The following is a 16,499-nucleotide window of genomic DNA, read 5'->3' as shown; positions in this document are numbered from 1 at the left end:
AGAAGCCGGGAACGGCGGACGGCGACGGTGCCGGACCGCCGGCTCCCGGGCCGGCCGCCCTCCCGGACCGCCGGCCCGGGAGGGCGGCCCGCGGTCCTCACCCCTCGCGGCGCACGACGGCCGGGGTGGTGCCCAGACGGGCCCGCATCACCCGGGTCAGGTGCTCCTGATGGGAGAACCCGCACTCCACGGCCACCTGCCCGATCGGCGCGGCCCCGGTCCGCAGCAGCCGGCAGGCGTGTTCCAGACGCAGGCCCAGCAGGTACTGGTGCGGTGACTGGCCCGTGCTGGCGCGGAACTGGCGCGTGAACTGACTGACACTGAGCGAGGCGGCAGCGGCCAGGTCCGCGATCGGCAGCGGCTCGGCCAGACGATCCCCCATGAGGTCCCGCACGGCGGCGAGCTGCCGGTCGGAGAGACCGGAACGGACAGGCGCCGGCCCGCCGGGGCGAGCCGCGTGCCGCCGGGCGAGCTGCGCGGCGAGCATGCCGGTCAGGTGGTCCACGTACGTGCGGGCCGACGGCTCCCAGCGGCGCACCGCGACGTCCAGCGCGATCATGAGCTGTTCGGCGAGCGGATCGGTGGCGCCCAGTTCCTCGGACAGTTCGACGGGCCGCCCCTCATTGGCCTCGCGCAGCGCCTGGTCGGAGAGGTAGGCGTGCACGGTGTCCAGCGGGGCGCCCAGCTCCACGCTGAGTTCCCGGCCCACCGGCTGCAGGAACAGGCCGCCGGCCGGGACGGTCCTCGACCGCGCCGCGGCACCCACACCACGGCGCACGGTGACCGGTCCGCTGAGATGCAGGATGAGCAGGTGGGTGGGGGCGGGGCCGAACGTCGCCCGGTAGGACTGCTCCAGCTGGGCGGAGAGGTAGAGGTGCTCCCACCCGAGCCCCGCGCTGGTGTACCTGGGCCGCACACCGGGCAGGCGCAGCATCCCCACCGTGTCGGTCAGTCCGAGCTCTGCCACGGTGCGACCTCCTCGGGCACCCTCACGCTAGTTTAATGCTCAATTATAGCGCTCGGGTGTGGAGCGGGGTGCGGCGCCGGGGTGTACGTCACTCTGTGTGATAGCCGGGTGGCATGGAGCGGGCGACCTTCTCGCCGCAGACCTCAGGCGCCCACGGTCCCGTCGACGCCCTCCCGCAGGAAGTCGGCGTGCCCGTTGTGGCGGCCGTACTCCAGGAGCACGTGCACCATCACCATCCGCAGCGACACCTCCTCGCCCCACCGGGGCTGGTACCCGGCAAGGTCCAGGGATGCGGCGGCCCGCTCGATGCGACGCGAGTGTTCCACCTCTGTCTCCCACGCCGCGAACGCCTCCTCCCTGGTCGACGTGCCGGCGTCGTACGCCGCCTGGAAGTCGATCTTGTCGGACCAGACCATGGGTGCCTCGTTGTCCTCGAACACCCGGCGGAACCAGGCGCGTTCGACCTCCGCCATGTGCCGTACCAGACCGAGCAGCGAAAGCGTGGACGGCGGCATCGACTGCCGCCGTAGCTCCTCGTCGGTAAGCCCTTCGCACTTCATGGCGAGGGTCGCGCGGTGGTAGTCGAGGAAGGCCCGCAGCATGTCGCGTTCACTGGCGAAATGGGGCGGGCCGATACGGCGGTCGCTGACCACTGGTCCTACTCCTCGTCCGAGCCGACGTCGAGGACCAAGTATCCAGCCCCGCCGACCGATCCCGGACGCGGGCCGACCACGCCGTGGGGAACTGATCCGGAGGGCCGCGTCGAGGTGAGCGCGTGACCACCGGAAGCGGCTCAGGCGGGCTTCCCGGGCTTCCATCCCCACACGGTGAGCATGCCGGCCGACAGTGCCGCGCAGGCGTCGGAGTCCAGGTACCGCACCGCCGCGTCGACTGCCGCGTCGTCGACGAGGCCGGTGGCGAGCATCGCCGCTCTGCTCCGCTCCCATGTGTCCGCCCAGAAGCGGCTGATGGGGCTGCCCGGCAACAGCGGCGGCACATGGATCTCGGCGGCGACGTGTGCGAGCCCCGTCCCGCGCAGCAGTTGCGGGTACGACGGCACCCAGGAGACATCGGTGCCGATGGTGGCGCGCAGGCCTTGCCACATCGCCCGCATCACCGTGGTGTACGGCGTGCCGGGTGCCCGGTCGCTCGTCAGGTCGACCGCGTCGCTGAGCACCAGCACGCCGCCGGGCGCGACGAGTTCGGCCAGTGCCGTGATCAGGCGGTCCCGTTGGGGCAGGTGCATCAGCACGAAGCGCGCGTGGACGAGCCGGAAATGCCCGGGGGCGAAGTCCGGGGCCGTGAGGTCGGCCTCCAGCACGTCGAGCCCGGGTGCGGGCCGCTCGGTGAGGAACCGTACGTCGCGGTCCACGGCGAGCACGCTCGTGACCCCGGCTTCGTCCAGCAGCCGCCGGGAGACCGTGCCGGTGCCGGCGCCTACGTCGAGGCAGCGCCATCCCGGGCCTGCCCCGAGCGCACGCAGTCGTGCCAGGGTGACGTCGTCGTAGGCGAGGGCGCCGAAGTCGATGCGCTCGCCCTCGCCCGCCTGTTCGGGCCGGAAGACGGCCTCGCCGTAACGGCCACCGCGCTGGGTCAGCGGTTCATCGAGGTGTTCCATGGCCGGCCTGTTCCCGTCGTGGGGCGGCACCGCGTCGCGACGCGGGTGCTGTGGCTCTCCTTGACACCCTATGAAATGGTATGCGTTTCCCAGGCCGTACGCCCTCCGGCGCGGTGGGCCCCCGGGCACGGCACTACTGCCGCGATGTGGCCTCGGCCAGGCCCTCGGCCGCCGCGGTGAGGAGCAGGTCCAGGGCCGCCGGGCAGGAACTGCGCCGCATGTCCGTGACGAGGTGGCGGGCCGTGGCGGCGATGTGCGGACGGGTGCCGGCGGGGAGCCGCGCCTAGGTCGCCCGCCACACGTCGTCCTCCGCCCGTCGCGCGGTCTCCGCCGGCCGCCGGGACCCCGTGGGCCGCGATGAGTTCCGGCCGGGCCGGGAGTCTGTCCTGGTGACCGTCGCAGGACGACGTACCAGGCGGCGGTACGAGACACCACGGAGGACATCATGACGACCACACCGGACGATCCGACGCCCGCGCTGCCCGGCCGCCCGCCCGTCGTCGACCTGGCCACCTGGCAGAGCGCCCGTGACGAGCTGCTGGTCCGCGAGAAGGCCCACACCCGCGAGGGCGACGCCCTCGCCGCGGCCCGCCGGCGGCTGCCGATGGTGGAGTTCGACGGGACGGTCGAGGTCGTCGGAGCCGACGGCCCGGTCCTGTTCCTGGACCTGTTCCAGGGCCGCGACGAACTCCTGGTCTACAAGCACATGTGGTACGACGGCGCGCCGCACCAGGGACAGTGCGAGGGCTGCACCACCACGGCCTGGCACGTGAAGGACGCCGTCTATCTCAACGCCCGCGGAGTCTCGTTCGCCGTCCTGACCACGGGCCGGTGGGACGAGGTGGCCGCTTACGTCGAGTTCATGGGCTACACCCAGCCCTGGTACTCGGTGCGTGGCGTGGACGCGCCCGTCGGCGGCGACATGGGGCACCTCACCTGCTTCCTGCGCCACGGCGACCGTGTGTTCCTCACCTACTCCACGACGGGGCGCGGCAACGAGCCGGTCAACGGGTCCTTGAGCCTGCTCGACATGACGCCCTACGGCCGCGGCGAGGCGTGGGAGGACAACCCCGAGGGCCGGCCCGTGATCGGCGATGTCCGCGAGGGGTATCCGGCCGAGGGCCGCCAGGCCTGCTGGTACTGGCGCACGGACGCCTGCGGAAAGGCCACCTGGGGTCCCACCAGCCGCCCCGTGCCGCAGTGGACCCGCCCCGGCGCGACCCCGGTGGAGACCCTCGGCCGGCACGGCGACCACCACTGACGCGCCTGGCGCGTGCCGGGCCTCTCGGGTCCCCGGCGTGGACCACAGGACGCGGCTCCGAGTCGACAGGTCCATGGACGCGGAGCCGGTCGGTGCCACGCACGAAAGGGAAACGAGAGCCGCAGCGCCCGAACTTGTCTGAACAACTTGCCGCCTTCGTTTCCCGTCCCGCTTCCCGTGGTTCACTCCCGCCTGCTGCGATGCACAGGTGGTTCCCCATCACCCTCGATCGAGGAGACCTGAGTGAATCTCGTAGTCAACGGCGACGCCGAGAGCGGGCCCGGCGGGTCCGCCGAGCCCGTCGCCGAGGTGGCTGGCTGGGAGGTGCGGGAAGGGGCGCCCGCGCTCATCCCCTACACCCTCGCGGGTGGCTACCCCGGGCCCGACGACCCCGGACCGGCGGACCGGGGCAGCCGCTTCTTCTCCGGCGGCAACAGCGCCCGCACCGCGCTCGTCCAGGACATCGCGCTGCCCGCGCACGGACGCGCCGGACACCGCGCCGTCGACGCCGGGCGAGTGCGGTACACGCTGGCGGCATGGCTGGGCGGGTACGCCGCGCAGGAGGACGGCGCCCGGCTGTCCGTCGAGTTCAGGGACGCCCTGGGGACGCCGGTCGCCCTCTCCGTGCTCGGCCCGGTGACGGCGGCCGAGCGGCTGTCGCGCACCGCGCTCGTGGAACGCACCGCGACCGCCACCGTTCCGCCCGGTGCGCGCTCCGCGCGCGTGCTGCTCGTCTTCACCCGTACCGGCGGGACTTCCAACGACGGCTACGCCGACGCCGTCTCGCTCACCCTGGCCACTGGAGGACGCACATGACCCGGCTCGACCGACGCGGACTGCTCAAGGCGGCGGGCGCCGCCGGGGCCCTGGGCGTCGCCTGGCCGCTGGCCGCCGGTCTGTCGCCCGCCCAGGCCCTGGAGGCCGCCCGGGCGCTGGGCGCGGAGTACGACCCGGCGCCGTTCACCCTGGGCGTGGCCTCCGGCGACCCGCAGGCCTCCGGCGTGCTGCTGTGGACCCGGCTGGCGCCAGAGCCGCTGGCCGCCGAGCAGAAGCTGCCCGAGATCGTCGAGGTCGACTGGGTCGTGGCGACCGACCCCGGGCTCCGGTCCGTGGTCGCACGCGGCACCACCACGGCCTCCGCCACGCTCGGCCACAGCGTCCACGTCCCCGTCCACGGGCTGCGCCCCGGCACCCGCTACTGGTACGCCTTCAAGGCGCTGGGCAGACGCAGCCGGATCGGCCGCACCCGGACCGCACCGGCCGGCCGGGTCGCCTCCGTCCGCTTCGCCACCGCCAACTGCCAGGCGTTCCACGACGGCTTCTACGCCGCGCAGCGCGGCATCGCGCGCGAGAACGTCGACTTCGTCATCCACCTCGGCGACTACATCTACGAGCACGGGCAGGTCGGGGGCGTCCCCGCCGACCACGTCCGCGACCACGAGGGGCCGTCGGTCTTCACGGTCGCCGACTACCGTCGCCGCCATGCGCTCTACAAGGGCGATCCCTCCCTGCGCGAGGCGCACGCCGCCCACCCCTGGTTCCTGACCTGGGACGACCACGAGGTCGTCAACGACTACTCCGGCACCGGCGGGGGAGCGCCCTTCATGCAGCGCCGGGCCGCCGCGTACCAGGCGTGGTACGAGAACATGCCGCACCGCGACGGGGCCGGTGCCGCCTCTGCGCTTCCCGACCCCGAGATCCACCGGGTGCGCCGCTGGGGCGACCTGCTGGAGCTGACCGTGCTCGACCTGCGCTCGTACCGCTCGGCGCAGAACCTGGCCGACGGCACGATTCTCGGTGCCGCGCAGAAGGCGTGGCTGAAGCAGAACGTCGACCGGGCACCGGACTCCTGGCACGTCTGGGCCAACTCGATCATGCTCAGCCAGCTGCGCGGCCGTCCCGGCGGTTCGTACATGTTCACCGACCAGTGGGACGGCTTCCTCGCCGAGCGCAAGGAGGTCCTCGGGCATGTGCACCGCGCCGGCATGGAGGACCTCGTCGTCCTCACGGGGGACTGGCACTCGGCCTTCGTCGACGACATCCGGCCCGATTTCGACGACGTCTCCTCGCCGGTGATCGGTACGGAGTTCACCGCGCACTCGGTGACCTCGGGTGCCTACTCGGCCGACTGGAACGCGCAGAACGGCCCCGTCATGGGCGCGGCCAACCCGCACCTGAAGTACTTCGAGGGCAACCGCTACGGCTACGACGTCCACGAGGTCACCCCGGAGCGCTTCAGTACCCACATGCGGGTGATCGGCGACCGCCGCGACCCGGCCTCCGGGGTCACCACGCTGACCACCTTCCATGTGGACCGCGGCCGGGCCGGTTCGTACGAGGATCCCGCGACGAGGAACTCCCCGGCGCAGTACCGCCGCGACTGAGCCGCCGAACGGTCCGCCGGGCACCGTGTGATGCCCGGCGGACCGCGGTGCTGACACGTCGTGCCGACGGGCGGTTCGGCGGCTCGGCCGCGGCGGGCGGTACGCCGTCGCAGGCCGGCGGGATTTGCCAATGAGGCAATTTCCTCCAGCCGGTGTCACATGCACGGGGACGTCCCGGTCTTAGCGTACGGAATCGGCGTGCCGGGACGGACAGGTGGCGGACCTCGTGGCGGCAGGGGAGCCGACGCCTGCGTCCAGCAGGCGAGGGCCCGAATTCGTGCCTGTCGGCCCTTCCTGCTGCGGGGGCCCGCCGATGTCCCCGCCCGACGCCGCAGAGAGAGTCCGGCCGAGGGCCGACCCTCGACAGATCATGGTCGGCCCTCGGCCCCCTGCTAGGAGCACACACTGATGCAACCCGACACCATCGTCCTCGTCCACGGCTTCTGGGTGACGCCGCGGGCCTGGGAGGGCTGGATCGCCCACTACGAGGACAAGGGCTTCCGTGTCATCGCGCCCCCGTACCCCGGATTCGAGGTGGAGGTCGAGGCCCTCAGCGGCAACCCGGCCCCGATCGAGACGGTGACCGTCCCGGCCATCATCTCCAGCCTCGAGAAGCTGATCACCGGGCTGGACCGGCCGCCCATAGTGATGGGTCACTCCGCCGGCGGCGCTTTCACCCAGATCCTCCTGGACCGCGGCCTCGCCGCCGCCGGAGTGGTGATCAACTCCGCGCCCACCGAAGGCGTGCCGGTCGTACCGATGTCCCAGGTCCGCTCCCTCTTCCCCGTCCTGAAGAACCCCGCGAACCGGCACCGTGCCGTCGGCCTGAACTTCGACCAATGGCGCTACGCCTTCACGAACACGTTCTCCGAGACGCAGGCCCGCGCCACCTATCAGCGCTACCACATCCCCGCGCCAGGCAGCATCGTCTGGGACAGCGCGCTCGCGAACCTCCGTCCCGGCCGTACCGACACTTACGTCGACTTCCGCAAGGCCGGCCGGGCACCGCTGCTGTTCCTCTCCGGCGAGTACGACCACCTCATGCCCCCGAAGGTCCAGCTCTCCAACGCCAAGCGTTACAAGGCGCGGGGTACCGACACCGAGGTCAAGGTGTTTCCCGGCCGCTCCCACCTGATGCCCGTACAGGACGGCTGGCAGGAGGTCGCCGACCACGCCCTGGACTGGGCGCTCGCCCACTCCTGAGCGGATCCCGCTTCACGTGAGGGCGCCCTTGAACGTCCCCGCGCGGCAGGAGGGAGGCCGCGCGGGGCACGCCGCCGCAGCCGGTGGCCCCAGCCGATTCCTGGTAGTTCGTCCTGAAATGCAGCTCGTCCTGAAATTCGGGAATGGCGGCTTGTGCCTGGGGGCACACGGGGCGGTGAATCGCTCATGCGGGCAGCGGCGACAAGGGAGGCTCCCCATGCTCATGGCACATCCGGCCGTGCTGAAGAACCTGATCCAGCAGTACGAGGCGCTGCGCCTCCTGCATGCCCAGGACGGCGACGACGAGGTGCGCCGGCGTATGGACGACATCGCCTACACCCTGTGCGTGTCGACCGGCACCCGTGACGTGGACGCGGCGCTCATCGCCGCACGCCACCAGTTGCCGGGGGCCGAGCCCGAGACCAAGGACGACTCCCTCCTGACCCCCTGACCGCCGCGTCGACCTCGCGCGGCGTCAGGACACCTGGCCCGGGCCCATGACGGGACCGGCCGGGGCGGCGCGGACCGCCCCGCCCGGTTCCCGTCAGGACGGGTCCCCGTCCAGTTTCTCGACCACGCGCTCGGCGATCTGCGTCAGCGCACGCAGCTCCGCCGGTGTGACGTGGTCGAGGAACAGGGCACGGACCGCTTCCACGTGACGCGGGGCGGCGGCCTCGATCATCGCGCGCCCGCCATCAGTGATCACCACGAAGGCGCCGCGCCCGTCCTCGGAACACTCTTCCCGGACCACCAGCCCCCGCTTGGCCATGCGGGAGATGTGGTGGGAGATCCGGCTCTTCTCCCATTCCAGCGCATGGGCGAGATCCAGGATCCGCTGCCGCCCGTCCGGTGTGTCCGTCAACTCGACCAGTACCGCGAAGTCCGCCTCGGAGACGTGGGACTCCGTCTGCAGCAGGCGTGACAGCCGCCCACGGAGTCTCTCCTGGAGGCGCACGAAGCTGCGCCACGCGTACTGCTCCTCCGGCGTCAGCCACCGCACCGTTTCCGCCATGACGAGAAGTCTAGGTCGGTTGACGCGTCACCGAAGGCCCTGGCGTCCGTTTCACGGTCCTCGGCGGTGGTGAGCGCCCTGCTCCCGCTCGCCCCCCGATGCTGACGGCTCCTCCTGCCGCGTCCGCCCCCCACCTTTGGTTGACACATCAAGCACATTGGAGAAGTATTTGACGCGTCAAGCAAATAACTCCAGGAGGAGTCCATGACGGCCACAGAGTTCCAGTTGGGGCTGAACTCGTTCGGAGAGGTCGCCACCGACGGCGACCGGCCGCTGAGCGATGCCGAAACCGTTCGCCTGTTGATCGAGGAGGCCAAGCTCGCCGAAGAGGTGGGTCTCGACGTGTTCAGTGTCGGCGAGCACTACCGAGCAGGTCACAACGACAGCGCCACCCCCGTCCTGCTCGCCGCGATCGCCACCGCGACGGAACGCATCCGGCTCGGCACCTCGGTGACCGTGCTGAGCACCAACGACCCCGTACGGCTCTACCACGACTTCTCCACGCTGGACGCCGCCTCGAACGGCCGCGCCCAGCTCGTACTGGGGCGGGCGTCGGCCACCGAGTCGTTCCCGCTGTTCGGCTACGACCTCGCCGACTACGAGGAACTGTTCGAGGAGAAGCTCGACCTGTTCCTGCGCCTGCAGCGTGAGGAGACGGTGACCTGGTCGGGCCGCTTCCGGCCGCCGCTCCTCGAGCAGCGACTGCGTCCCCGGATGCCGGCGGGCGGCATTCCCACCTGGATCGGCGTGGGCGGCAGCCCCAACTCCGTCGTCCGCGCGGCCCGTTACGGCCTGCCGCTCATGCTGGCCGTCATCGGTGGACGCCCTCAGCGCTTCGCCGGCCACGTCGAGCTCTATCACCGGACGCTCGAACAGTTCGGGCACCCGCGGCAGCCCGTCGCCCAGCACTCGCTCGGGCTCATCGCCGACAGTGACGAGGAGGCGAAGGAGACCTGGTGGCGGTACTGGCAACCGGTCGTCGCCGCACTCGCTCAGGAGCGTGGGTTCTACAAGCCGACCCGCGAGCGCTACCTGGCGGAAGTCGGCAACGGTGCGCTCTTCGTCGGTTCGCCCGAGACCGTCGCACGCAAGATCGCCACGATGGCCCGCGAACTGCACCTCAGCCGTTTCGATCTCAAGTACGACGTCATGCACCTCCCGCGCGAAGCGCGCGCCCGCACGATCGAGCTGCTGGGCCGCGAAGTCGCCCCGCGGGTGAGGGAACTGCTCGCGAAGGAACCCGCCCATGTCTGAGCTCACCTTCGGCCTCGACACCTTCGGCGATGTGCCGCTGGACGACACGGGCACCCCGGTTTCCGACGCGCGAGCCATCCGGCAGGTCCTCGACGAGGCGGTTCTCGCGGAGCAGACCGGCGTGGACGTCCTCGCGCTCGGTGAACACCACCGCCCGGAGTTCGCGATCTCCTCCCCGGAGACCGTGCTGGCCGGCATCGCCACACGTACCAGCCGTATCCGGCTCTCGTCCGGTGTGACCGTGCTGAGCTCGGACGATCCGGTCCGTGTGTTCCAGCGGTTCTCGACCGTGGACGCGCTCTCGAACGGCCGGGCCGAGGTCATTCTCGGGCGCGGCTCCTTCACCGAGTCGTTCCCGCTCTTCGGGTACGACCTGGCCGACTACGACGTGCTGTTCGAGGAGAAGATCGAGCTCTTCGCCAGACTGCTGGAGGAGAAGCCCGTCACCTGGAGCGGCAGCAAGCGTGCTCCGCTGGACAATGCCGACGTCTTCCCCAAGACCGAGTCGGGGCGCCTGAACACCTGGGTGGGTGTCGGCGGTTCACCGCAGTCGGTCATCCGCACCGCGCGCTACGGCTTCCCTCTCATGATCGCCATCATCGGCGGCAGCCCGGAGCGCTTTGCGCCCTACATCGACCTCTACCGGCGAGCCACGGAGAAGTTCGGCACGACCGCCCACCCGGTGGGAATGCACTCACCCGGTTTCATCGCCGACACGGATGAGCAGGCCCGGGAGCTGCACTGGCCGCACTACAAGGTCATCCGTGACCGTATCGGCGCGCTGCGAGGCTGGCCGCCGCTCCGTAGGGCGGAGTACGAGGCCGAGATCGAACACGGCTCGCTCTACATCGGTTCCCCCGAGACCGTCGCCCGCAAGATGGCCCGTGCCATCAAGGCGCTCGGCGTGGGCCGCTTCGACCTCATCTACACCACGGGGGCACAGCCGATCAGTGGCCGACTGCGCTCGGTCGAGCTGTACGGCACGCGGGTGCTCCCGATGGTCCGCGACATCCTCGAAGGCTGACGTCATGAACGGAGCAGAAATGGACAGGACCCCTACCGCGCCCGCGATCGGCATCCTGGGTGCGGGGAAGGTCGGCACCGTGCTGGCACGCCTCGCCCTGGCAGCCGGTCATCGGGTGCTCATCGCCGGCTCGGGCGACCCCGCCAAGATCGCTCTCACTGTCGAAGTCCTCACCCCCGGAGCCGTCCCGGTCACCGCGGCGGCTGCCGCGGAGGCGGACGTCGTCGTACTGGCGCTTCCGCTCGGCAAGTACCGCACGATTCCGGCCGAGGCGCTGCGGGGCAAGCTCGTCGTCGACGCCATGAACTACTGGTGGGAGGTCGACGGCGTCCGCGACGACCTCACCGATCCACTCACCTCGTCCAGCGAGCTCGTGCAGGCCTATCTGCCCGGTGCGCGGGTGGTCAAGGCGTTCAACCACATGGGCTACCACGACCTCGAGGACGGCGCTCTGCCCGAGGGAACGCCAGGACGCAAGGCGATCGCGATCGCCGGTGATGCCCCGGCCGACGTCGCCACCGTCGCCCGCCTCGTCACCGCATTCGGCTTCGACCCGGTCATGGCAGGTTCCCTCGCGGAGGGAGTGCGGCTCGAACCGGGCACCGAGCCCTTCGGCGCCAACGTCGGCGCCGGCGAGCTGCGCGCGATGCTCACCCGCTTCCCGGAGTCGAAGCGCGGACGCGCCGTGATCAGCGCGAGGGCGGCCGCCTCGGCGTCCAGTGATCGGGCAGCGTGACGCCATGGATGGGCGGCGTGCCATCGGCCCCGTGGAGGCCTCACACACCATAGGCATGCCCTATGGCCGCATCACTCACGTTCCTCTACCGGGCTGGCGCGATGTCCGGCTACGGTGATGGCCTGAGCGGACGACGGCCGAGCGTGACGCCGGCCCCCGCCGCCATCGCCGCGTCGCCCCCTTCCGGGGTGGATCTGCCGAGGATGCCCAGTGCAGGGTCGCACTGAGGCCGCATCCCATCCAGACAGTTGCTTGACGTGACAAGTATTGCCATCCAGTTGAAATGCCAACTGCCGCACCTAACTGAAGTGTTCATCATGGGAACTGACACCGCGACGGAGCCGAACATCGGCCTCGCATCGCACCACTCGGCCGGTCAGGCGCATCGCGCACACGGGGCCGGCCTCCTCCGGCACACCGGTACACCCGCTCCGCGCACCGGGGTTGAGCTCGGACGGAACCGGTGAAGTCCGCGACGCACGCCCCCCGCACGCGATCGACCGCGGTGCGGCGGACGTTGCGCCACGCAGGCACGGGAGCGGCGGCGCTCGCCCTTCTCCATGCAGCCGTCACAGCAGTCTTCCCCGGTGACCGGAGCCGGCCGGGCCTGTTGCAGTCGGCACAGGCCGTCGCACAGATCCACGACACGGTCCCCTTGGTCCTGATGGCACTGACCCTGCTCTGGCTCGCTCACCGGCACCTCGCTGCCTACGCACGCGCGGCCGTCGCGCTGCTGCTGTCCGTCTCGGCAGGCCTCGTCTTCGCCGCGACCGAGTCCGTGGGCGCACTGCCGATGCCACAAGGGCCGGTCGTCCGTGACTACGTGGCGCTGCCCGGAGCGCTGGCGGGTTGGTATCTGCTGACGGGGCTGGCGCTGGCCGCCGGCCTGTCGGCCGTGCGGGCGCGGATCGCCACGATGGTGACCGCGCTGTCCGCGGTAGCGACGTCCGTACTGATCGCGGACCACATGATGCGCGGCGCGGTGTGGGCCGTGGGCGTGCCGCTGCTGGCCTGGTATGTCGCGGGCCGCGTTCAGCGGCCCGGGACACCCGCCCGGGGGACCGCGGACGCATGGGACCCCGAAGGCCGAGTCGTGGAGTTCCCGCGTCGCGACGCACCGACGCGGCACCGGCGGGCGACCAGTTCCGCACCGTTGCGGAAGGCGGGCTGACGGCCATGCACGTAGATACTCTCGTCGAGGCTGCCGGGTGGTGGTCCTACGCCGTCGTGTTCGCTGTGACAGCCAGTGAGACCGGAGCCTTCATCGGGCTGCTGGTCCCTGGCGAGACGGTCATCCTCCTCGCGTCCGCCATGGCGGGCCGAGGCGACCTCGACGTCCTCGTCCTGGCCGCCGTCGTCGTGACCGGATGTGTCACCGGCGACAACCTCGGCTATGCACTGGGCCGTCGGTGCGCGCGTCACCCTGCGAGGCTGCGGTCACGCGGGGCCGGCCGCCGTCACCGGAACGGGCGGGCACAGGCCTTCCTGGTGCGCCACGGGGGCGCGGCGGTGTTCACCGGCAGGTTCCTCGGCTTCGTACGGACCTTCCTTCCCCACGCCGCAGGCGCTGCGGGCATGCCGTACCGGCGCTTCTTCCTCTACAGCACGGCCGCGTCGCTGGTCTGGGGCATCGGCAACGTGCTGCTCGGCTACTTCGCCGGGGCGGCCACCGTCGAGTTCCTGCACGCGGGCGGGCCGATCGGCCTCGCCGTGCTCGCCGCCGCGACGGCGGCGGCGTACGGAGTCGTGCGGCTACGGCGACGCCGCGGACGGCGCCGCGTCCCGCCGAGCCCGTCGCGGCTCGTGGGATACAGCGAAGCCCGGCGTGACCCCGGCCAAGGGCCCGTACACACCTTTACGCATGCACAGGAGCAGTGACCCATGTCGATCGACACTCTCGAACTGGCGGTCGTACCGCTGGACGCCCCCGAGGCCGGGGATCCGCGTCTGACCGGCGCCAAGGCCGCGCACCTGGCCCGCGCCGCCGTCGCGGGGCTGCCCGTGCTGCCCGGCTTCGTCCTGGTGCCCGTGGAGCGGGCGTCCGGTGCGGCACCCGCCGGACAGGAAGCGATGCGTCGCGCCTGGCGGGCGCTGGCCGGCCAGGACGGTTCCGCGCGGGCGGTCGTCGTGCGCTCGTCCTCCGTGCACGAGGACACCGAGGACTCGTCGATGGCGGGGCGCTTCGAGTCGGTGCTGGACGTGCGCGGGTGGGAGGAGTTCGTAGCGGCGGTGCGGGCCGTTCTCGAATCCGCCCGGCGGGTGCGGCCCCTGCGGCCGTCCCCGGACGCCGTGCCGGGCGACGGGATGGCCGTGCTGGTCCAGCCCATGCTCACGTCCGCCGTGGGAGGCGTGATGTTCGGCGCCGACCCGGTAGAGGGGCGTACCGACCGCATCCTGGTCAGCGCGGTGAGCGGCGGCCCCCACCGGCTGGTGGACGGCAGTACGCAGGGGGTGCGCTACCAGTTGACCCGGCGGGGCCGTCTCGTGCGAGCCGAACCGGCCGAACCTCGCGGTGACCGGCTGCTGCCGCACCGGCGGACCGCACGCCTGGTGGCGCTGGCCAGGAGGGCCGAACGGGCCTTCGGCAGCCCGCAGGACATGGAGTTCGGCTTCGACGCCGAGGAGCGGCTGTGGCTCTTTCAGTCCCGGCCCATCACGGCCATGGCAACGCGCCCACCGCGCGGCGCCCGCCTGCTGGGCCCCGGCCCGGTCGCCGAAACGTTCCCCTCGGTTCTGCAGCCCCTGGAGGAGGACCTTTGGGTCACGCCCATGTCCCATGGGCTGACCGTGGCCCTTGACATCGCCGGCGCGGCATCCCGGCGCCGGCTGCGCAAGGTTCCGGTGGTGACGACCGTGCGGGGTCGAGCCGCGGCCGATCTGCGCCTGCTGGGGGTGGCGCCCTCCCCGCATCCCTTCCTCGAGCGTCTCAATCCCGCACCGGGGGCGCGCCGGGCCCTGGCGGCGTGGCGGGTGGGCAGGCTGCGTAGAGTACTGCCGCTGCTGGCGGTCGACCTGATGGCGGATGTGGATCGAGCTCTGGCCGGCTTCCCGCCACCTCGGAAGATGCTCAGCGGGGAGTTGCTGGACGCGGTCGGCTGGGGTCGCAGCGTGCTGTCGGCGCTGCACGCCCAGGAGTCCCTGGCCGGTGTGCTGCTGGACGCAGGACACGGAACGACATCGGCGGGAGAGGCCCTCGCGGAGTTGGCGGAGGGCCGCGCCCGGGGACTGGCGGAGAGGGAACTGCTCGAACGGCACCCTGTTCTGCTGGCTCTGCTGCCGCCCACGCTGGCCGGCCGCCCACCCCTGCCGGCGTCGATCGGGCGGACGGCATTGCCGCGCGGTGTCGGAGCGCTGACCTCACGTGAGGGATTGCGCCTGCGCATCCGTTGGGTGCAGGAGATGCAGGCCCGGATGGTGAGGGAACTGGCAGGCCGGTTCGGAGCGCGTGACGGCGAACTGGGCCTGTCCCGCATGGTGTTGTTGCGTTGGGAGGAGCTTTTGCAGGTGGCGCGGGGCGAAGGGCTGCCCGCCGGCTTCGCCGAGCGGGTGCCACGAACGGACGCCGGAGAGCTGCCGGAGGAGTTTCGTCTGGCGGCCGGCATGCCCGTGGCCGAGACCAAGGCCGGTCCCCGTACGCCGGGACAGGGGTCGGGCGGCGGCTTCGGCACCGGCACGGCCTGGGACGGCCATGGTGAGCGCCCCGACCATCCGGTGCTGGTGGTCCGCTTCCTGGATCCCGCGCTGGCACCGCTGCTCCCGGGTCTCGCCGGACTCGTGGCGGCGACCGGCAGTCCCCTGTCCCACTTGGCTGTCCTCGCCCGCGAGTACCGCATTCCCACGGCGGTCGGCGTACCGGCAGCGACCGAACGCTTCCCCAACGGCACCCCCTTGGCCGTCGACGGTGGGACGGGCGCAGTCCTCGTGCGTGACCTCTCCGGGGCCGCTGCCCCTGCCCTGACGACACCACAGGAGCCGGCCGCGTGAGAACCATCCGACTCGCCGGCTACACCGTCGGCGGACTGTCCGCCGCGTATGCCGGCTACTACACGGTCCTCTACCTGACCAGGTGGGAATGGCAGCGGGCCGTCATCTCCGGGGTCCTGCTCGTCATCGTCGAGGTCCTCCTCGCCACGGTCCTGCTGCTCAACCGGTTCTCCAGGCTGGAGGGCCGGCTGGACGACGCCGAGGCCCGTGCCGAGGACGTGCGCAACCGGCTGGAGCAGACCAGGACACCCGCTCGAAACCGTTTCGCCTGGCTCGACTCCGCCGATGCGGGTGCGCCGGCCGGCACGCAACGCACCTTCGTGTTCGTGCCCGTGCTGATGGTCGCGGGCGCGGCGCTGTCCGCGGTCGCGATGCTCATCCAGAAGATCGCCGGCGCCGGCGCCGGGCCGGGCGCGGAACGCCGCCTGGCCACCCGCCTGACGGCGCTGACGGCTCCGCCGGTCGACGAATCCGTACCGCTGGAGGAGCGCCCGCCCATTGCCTCCGTACGTCCGGGACGCAGAGCCCTGACCGTGACAGTGGCCGCAGCCAGTGTGCCCCTCACTCTGGTCCTGTGGTCCGCACTCGCGGACGCGACTCAGACCCGCCCCCAGAAGGCGCCCGACGCGTCGAGCACGACCGTGCTCTTCGAAGTCGTGACCCGCGCAGAGCAGGACTTCGAACTGGTTCAGCTCGCCGCCGACGACCTCTGGGAGACCTGCCGCCGTTCCACCGCCGCCCGCAACGACAAGGCCGGGCTCCAGCGGATGGACGACCGCCTTTTCGCCGGCGTCGTCAGCCCCGCCTTGCCGCCGCACGACGTGATGCGGCTGCGAGGCTGCATCGAGGACGCGAACACCTATCGCACGAGCGCGGTGGTCCTGGACTGATTCGGCCCCGCACCTCTCTGATCGCGGTCGGCAGTTCGCGCCGGGCAGGGGGGCGAGCGATCGGGCCGGGGGCAAGGCCGTTCGACTGGCCCGCCCCCGCTTGGCTCACGACTCGCTGATCGTTCCGTCGCTGTGAAGGTCACGGGACTGAAGAGCGCCACGCGGT

The 16,499-nt window shown here is 71.6% G+C and carries 16 protein-coding genes and 1 pseudogene; 12 read left to right on the top strand and 5 right to left on the bottom strand.

Annotated features, from left to right (window positions below; translation table 11 throughout):
* Positions 1-97: 97 nt before the first annotated feature.
* The 4 genes and pseudogenes from ACIHCM_RS29790 to ACIHCM_RS29775 form a co-directional block, all read right to left on the bottom strand.
* On the bottom strand, positions 98-967 hold the full coding sequence (locus ACIHCM_RS29790; protein WP_399902420.1) for a helix-turn-helix domain-containing protein: 870 nt from the start codon (positions 965-967) through the stop codon (positions 98-100).
* A 143-nt stretch (positions 968-1,110) separates the two neighbouring features.
* Positions 1,111-1,569: a DinB family protein gene (locus ACIHCM_RS29785; protein WP_399902517.1), complete on the bottom strand. Its 459-nt coding sequence runs from the start codon at positions 1,567-1,569 to the stop codon at positions 1,111-1,113.
* A gap of 191 nt (positions 1,570-1,760) precedes the next feature.
* Positions 1,761-2,585, bottom strand: coding sequence for a class I SAM-dependent methyltransferase (locus tag ACIHCM_RS29780; protein WP_399902417.1), 825 nt, complete (start codon positions 2,583-2,585; stop codon positions 1,761-1,763).
* 133 nt (positions 2,586-2,718) lie between these two features.
* A pseudogene (locus ACIHCM_RS29775) lies at positions 2,719-2,913 on the bottom strand (TetR/AcrR family transcriptional regulator); the annotation flags it as partial.
* Between the two features lie 117 nt (positions 2,914-3,030).
* On the opposite strand from ACIHCM_RS29775, the gene ACIHCM_RS29770 reads away from it, so the two are divergent.
* The 5 genes from ACIHCM_RS29770 to ACIHCM_RS29750 all read left to right on the top strand — a co-directional run bounded on the left by ACIHCM_RS29770 (position 3,031) and on the right by ACIHCM_RS29750 (position 7,884).
* The gene (locus tag ACIHCM_RS29770; protein ID WP_399902414.1) at positions 3,031-3,846 is read left to right on the top strand and encodes a DUF899 family protein; all 816 of its coding nucleotides are present in this window, start codon (positions 3,031-3,033) and stop codon (positions 3,844-3,846) included.
* Positions 3,847-4,089: 243 nt separating this feature from the next.
* A complete protein-coding gene (locus ACIHCM_RS29765) occupies positions 4,090-4,662 on the top strand; it encodes a phosphoesterase (RefSeq protein WP_399902411.1) in 573 nt (190 codons plus the stop codon).
* On the top strand, positions 4,659-6,230 hold the full coding sequence (locus ACIHCM_RS29760; RefSeq protein WP_399902408.1) for an alkaline phosphatase D family protein: 1,572 nt from the start codon (positions 4,659-4,661) through the stop codon (positions 6,228-6,230). Before ACIHCM_RS29765 ends, ACIHCM_RS29760 begins: the two co-directional genes overlap by 4 nt.
* Before the next feature lie 408 nt (positions 6,231-6,638).
* Positions 6,639-7,433 carry an alpha/beta hydrolase gene (locus tag ACIHCM_RS29755; RefSeq protein WP_399902405.1) on the top strand — a complete coding sequence of 265 codons (795 nt, stop codon included), beginning with the start codon at positions 6,639-6,641 and terminating at the stop codon, positions 7,431-7,433.
* A 217-nt stretch (positions 7,434-7,650) separates the two neighbouring features.
* On the top strand, positions 7,651-7,884 hold the full coding sequence (locus tag ACIHCM_RS29750) for a DUF5133 domain-containing protein (RefSeq protein WP_399902402.1): 234 nt from the start codon (positions 7,651-7,653) through the stop codon (positions 7,882-7,884).
* Positions 7,885-7,977: 93 nt separating this feature from the next.
* On the opposite strand, the gene ACIHCM_RS29745 is transcribed toward ACIHCM_RS29750, so the two are convergent.
* Positions 7,978-8,445 (bottom strand): MarR family winged helix-turn-helix transcriptional regulator, encoded by a 468-nt coding sequence (locus tag ACIHCM_RS29745; RefSeq protein WP_399902400.1) that lies wholly within the window; start codon positions 8,443-8,445, stop codon positions 7,978-7,980.
* A 204-nt stretch (positions 8,446-8,649) separates the two neighbouring features.
* Here ACIHCM_RS29745 and ACIHCM_RS29740 point away from each other — a divergent pair, with 204 nt between their 5' ends.
* The 7 genes from ACIHCM_RS29740 (at position 8,650) to ACIHCM_RS29710 (ending at position 16,333) form a co-directional block, all read left to right on the top strand.
* On the top strand, positions 8,650-9,699 hold the full coding sequence (locus ACIHCM_RS29740) for an LLM class flavin-dependent oxidoreductase (protein WP_399902397.1): 1,050 nt from the start codon (positions 8,650-8,652) through the stop codon (positions 9,697-9,699).
* Positions 9,692-10,723: an LLM class flavin-dependent oxidoreductase gene (locus ACIHCM_RS29735; protein WP_399902394.1), complete on the top strand. Its 1,032-nt coding sequence runs from the start codon at positions 9,692-9,694 to the stop codon at positions 10,721-10,723. The genes ACIHCM_RS29740 and ACIHCM_RS29735 overlap by 8 nt, the downstream gene beginning before the upstream one ends.
* 19 nt (positions 10,724-10,742) lie before the next feature.
* Positions 10,743-11,459: an NADPH-dependent F420 reductase gene (locus ACIHCM_RS29730; RefSeq protein ID WP_399902391.1), complete on the top strand. Its 717-nt coding sequence runs from the start codon at positions 10,743-10,745 to the stop codon at positions 11,457-11,459.
* A 664-nt stretch (positions 11,460-12,123) separates the two neighbouring features.
* The gene (locus ACIHCM_RS29725) at positions 12,124-12,630 is read left to right on the top strand and encodes a hypothetical protein (protein ID WP_399902388.1); all 507 of its coding nucleotides are present in this window, start codon (positions 12,124-12,126) and stop codon (positions 12,628-12,630) included.
* Positions 12,631-12,635: 5 nt separating this feature from the next.
* Positions 12,636-13,337, top strand: coding sequence for a DedA family protein (locus tag ACIHCM_RS29720; protein WP_399902385.1), 702 nt, complete (start codon positions 12,636-12,638; stop codon positions 13,335-13,337).
* A gap of 3 nt (positions 13,338-13,340) precedes the next feature.
* Positions 13,341-15,443: a PEP/pyruvate-binding domain-containing protein gene (locus ACIHCM_RS29715; protein WP_399902382.1), complete on the top strand. Its 2,103-nt coding sequence runs from the start codon at positions 13,341-13,343 to the stop codon at positions 15,441-15,443.
* Positions 15,440-16,333: a hypothetical protein gene (locus ACIHCM_RS29710; protein ID WP_399902379.1), complete on the top strand. Its 894-nt coding sequence runs from the start codon at positions 15,440-15,442 to the stop codon at positions 16,331-16,333. Before ACIHCM_RS29715 ends, ACIHCM_RS29710 begins: the two co-directional genes overlap by 4 nt.
* Positions 16,334-16,499: the final 166 nt, after the last annotated feature.

It is taken from the genome of Streptomyces sp. NPDC052023 (assembly GCF_044548465.1).
Classification (GTDB): Bacteria; Actinomycetota; Actinomycetes; order Streptomycetales; family Streptomycetaceae; genus Streptomyces.
This window is presented reverse-complemented; position numbering and strand designations above follow the sequence as displayed.

What these genes read in the sequence shown, in the direction of transcription:
- ACIHCM_RS29745 (WP_399902400.1), bottom strand. Translation starts at nt 8,445, where the DNA reads ATGGCGGAAACGGTGCGGTGGCTGACGCCGGAGGAGCAGTACGCGTGG.
- ACIHCM_RS29755 (WP_399902405.1), top strand. Translation starts at nt 6,639, where the DNA reads ATGCAACCCGACACCATCGTCCTCGTCCACGGCTTCTGGGTGACGCCG.
- ACIHCM_RS29735 (WP_399902394.1), top strand. Translation starts at nt 9,692, where the DNA reads ATGTCTGAGCTCACCTTCGGCCTCGACACCTTCGGCGATGTGCCGCTG.
- ACIHCM_RS29725 (WP_399902388.1), top strand. Translation starts at nt 12,124, where the DNA reads ATGGCACTGACCCTGCTCTGGCTCGCTCACCGGCACCTCGCTGCCTAC.
- ACIHCM_RS29770 (WP_399902414.1), top strand. Translation starts at nt 3,031, where the DNA reads ATGACGACCACACCGGACGATCCGACGCCCGCGCTGCCCGGCCGCCCG.
- ACIHCM_RS29715 (WP_399902382.1), top strand. Translation starts at nt 13,341, where the DNA reads ATGTCGATCGACACTCTCGAACTGGCGGTCGTACCGCTGGACGCCCCC.
- ACIHCM_RS29750 (WP_399902402.1), top strand. Translation starts at nt 7,651, where the DNA reads ATGCTCATGGCACATCCGGCCGTGCTGAAGAACCTGATCCAGCAGTAC.
- ACIHCM_RS29785 (WP_399902517.1), bottom strand. Translation starts at nt 1,569, where the DNA reads ATGCTGCGGGCCTTCCTCGACTACCACCGCGCGACCCTCGCCATGAAG.
- ACIHCM_RS29740 (WP_399902397.1), top strand. Translation starts at nt 8,650, where the DNA reads ATGACGGCCACAGAGTTCCAGTTGGGGCTGAACTCGTTCGGAGAGGTC.
- ACIHCM_RS29760 (WP_399902408.1), top strand. Translation starts at nt 4,659, where the DNA reads ATGACCCGGCTCGACCGACGCGGACTGCTCAAGGCGGCGGGCGCCGCC.
- ACIHCM_RS29780 (WP_399902417.1), bottom strand. Translation starts at nt 2,585, where the DNA reads ATGGAACACCTCGATGAACCGCTGACCCAGCGCGGTGGCCGTTACGGC.
- ACIHCM_RS29720 (WP_399902385.1), top strand. Translation starts at nt 12,636, where the DNA reads ATGCACGTAGATACTCTCGTCGAGGCTGCCGGGTGGTGGTCCTACGCC.
- ACIHCM_RS29730 (WP_399902391.1), top strand. Translation starts at nt 10,743, where the DNA reads ATGGACAGGACCCCTACCGCGCCCGCGATCGGCATCCTGGGTGCGGGG.